The sequence below is a fragment of the Microcystis sp. LE18-22.4A genome, assembly GCF_027531105.1.
Taxonomy (GTDB): Bacteria; Cyanobacteriota; Cyanobacteriia; order Cyanobacteriales; family Microcystaceae; genus Microcystis; species Microcystis aeruginosa.
This window is the reverse complement of the sequence record NZ_JAPZRB010000453.1, coordinates 1-2,326: the sequence shown is the minus strand read 5'-3', so window position 1 is coordinate 2,326 and position 2,326 is coordinate 1. Positions and strand designations below refer to the sequence as shown.

The 2,326-nt window shown below is 41.3% G+C and carries 2 protein-coding genes and 2 pseudogenes; 2 read left to right on the top strand and 2 right to left on the bottom strand.

Translation table 11 applies throughout. The features are described from left to right. On the bottom strand, window positions 1–162 hold a 162-nt coding region (locus tag O9295_RS19960; protein WP_287709355.1), incomplete at its 3' end, for a helix-turn-helix domain-containing protein. 93 nt (window positions 163–255) lie between these two features. On the opposite strand from O9295_RS19960, the pseudogene O9295_RS19955 reads away from it, so the two are divergent. Both O9295_RS19955 and O9295_RS19950 read left to right on the top strand, forming a co-directional pair. Beyond that, window positions 256–1,137: pseudogene (locus tag O9295_RS19955) on the top strand (transposase); the annotation flags it as partial. 192 nt (window positions 1,138–1,329) lie between these two features. Further along, window positions 1,330–1,725 carry a hypothetical protein gene (locus tag O9295_RS19950; RefSeq protein ID WP_288034801.1) on the top strand — a complete coding sequence of 132 codons (396 nt, stop codon included), beginning with the start codon at window positions 1,330–1,332 and terminating at the stop codon, window positions 1,723–1,725. A 369-nt stretch (window positions 1,726–2,094) separates the two neighbouring features. Here O9295_RS19950 and O9295_RS19945 read toward each other — a convergent pair. After that, window positions 2,095–2,190: pseudogene (locus O9295_RS19945) on the bottom strand (IS5/IS1182 family transposase); the annotation flags it as partial. Window positions 2,191–2,326 lie beyond the last annotated feature (136 nt).

The following is a 2,326-nucleotide window of genomic DNA, read 5'->3' as shown; positions in this document are numbered from 1 at the left end:
AGAAGTTTGAGCGTAGCCTACTCTTTCTTGTCTTTCATACCAAGCTTGTGTTCGTTCGTGGAGAGCTTTATTGTAAACTAATCTTACACAGCCCAATGTGCGCCGCAATAGCGACTCTTGTTCTGGTGTGGGGTAAAATCGGTAAGAATAGGCTTTTTCCATGTCTCACATTTTAGCATATATTTCGTAAATGTGCTAATATTTAACAGTAAATCCGTCGTTCTACGACGGGGTTTCAGACCCAAAATTTTCGATGAGCGAATTTCTTCCCATGAAACCCCAATTTCTAGAGCGGTTTTACAACTCAAACAAGTATGCAGACATCTTCAACAAAGACCAATAACGCTCTGGGATAGTGAGTACGGATGCGCTCCCTTTGTTAAAGAAACAGCAAACATTAATGCAGATCAACTAATTCGGCTACGCCCTAATCGCTGTATTTATGCAGAACCTCCCCAATATCAAGGAAATGGGAGACCGAAAAAACATGGTGAAAAAATGAAATTATCTGACCCAGAAACTTGGGCAGTTCCAGTAGAAAGTATTGAGATTGATGACCAAACTTGGGGGGTCGTAAAAATTTCGAGATGGAATCGTTTTCATTTTGAACAATCGGCTGATTATCCCATGTCTATAATCTTGGTTCAACCTCAGGGGAAAAAACTCTCTCAAAGGTCTACTACACCAATGTGGTTGGCTTGGATAGGAGAAGAAGAAATATGCTCAATCGACCTGTGGAAATTGTATTTAAGACGCTTTCTCCTTGAGCATTGGAATCGTTTTATGAAGCAAAGATTACACTGGACTTTACCTAAACTAGGAACCACTGAGAAGGGTCAAAGGTGGAGTGATTTAATCCCTATTATGACATGGCAATTATGGTGAGCTTCGTGAGATTATAGAAGATAATCCCTTACCTTGGCAAAAGCCTTTACCTGTGGAGAAATTAACCCCTGGAAGAGTGGCACAAAGCTTTTTGGGACTTTTGGTCGAGATAGGCACACCCGCCAAACCGCCAAAACCCAGAGGAAAGTCCCCAGGTTGGGAGAAGGGAAAAAACGTCACAAAAAAACTCGTTATCCGACGGTGAAAAAGACAGTTACTCGACAGAAAAAAGAGACAAAAGAGGCAGCTTAAAACAAGAATTGATCATATTTCTGACCATTCTTAGCTTTCCGACAGGCTAAGACAAATTTCAATGTGCTTCCCCCGACATCAAACGGCACAGTCCAGTCTAAACTCCAGATTCCAGCATATATTTTGTAAATGTGCTAATATTCAACAGTAAAGCCGTCGTAGAACGACGGAGTTTCAGACCCAAAATTTTCGATGAACAGAGACATCATTACTGGAATGGACGGCGAGATTTATGCCAGACGCGATCTGAGTCGGGAGTGGGGCGGGGCGATCGATCTGGGAACGGCGAGGACAGGAAAAAGTTTCGGCGTTGACGGTCATTTAGGGGAAACTAATTGCCTCGGCGTTTGGGATAGTGTGGACAGACTCAGATTCAGGACTTCGCGTAACCTTCGTCTGGAACTCGCCACCGACCCCAAGGTGATCACCGAGTTGGTCCGACTCGATAGTAAGGGTGTCGCCACCGTCGTCGGTTCGGTTGAATACGGCGCTCGATTATCCTTGAATTTAACACCGGGTCGCTACGGCCTCAGTTTCTTTGTCGAGGGAGATTTGATCTCTTATCAGGTTAATGCGAGTTTTAGCTAGGGAACAAACGATTTCTAGAATCTTAACCATTGAAGCTGTTCTAGCTTCAATGGCCATAACCCAAGAAATAACAAGTTGATAGCTGAATGCTGATCGCTGATGACTGATCGCTAACGACTGATGACTGATTACTAGAACTCTTGCCAATTAATTATATGTTATAATGGTGGGTTAACTAATTTTCCCAAAAAACATAGTTAATTAGTACATTTGTTCTGAATGAAAACCTGAAGTTTAACTTTTAACCCAAAACTCTTTAGATATGCTTTAATTTGGTTGTCAAAACCTCTTTATTTAAGCAGCACAAACTATCTCAATTATAAAAATTGAGAATAAATTCTCCTTGACTTGATTAATGTTTGGCAACTTTTAATAAGTTGCTATACCTATCCCTAACTCATAGTTATAAACAGCCGCCAACAGGTTAATTCTTAAACTATATCTTCGACGACGATTCCGATATTTAGGGTTAGCTGAATAAATCTAAAAACCTTGTTGGGTAAGACTTTTAGACTTTTTGTCAATCAAAAAGTACCAGATATGGGAGTGGTCGGGGGGAAAATTCCGGGACTTTTTCCCTGAAAATTAGGTAATTTACCCG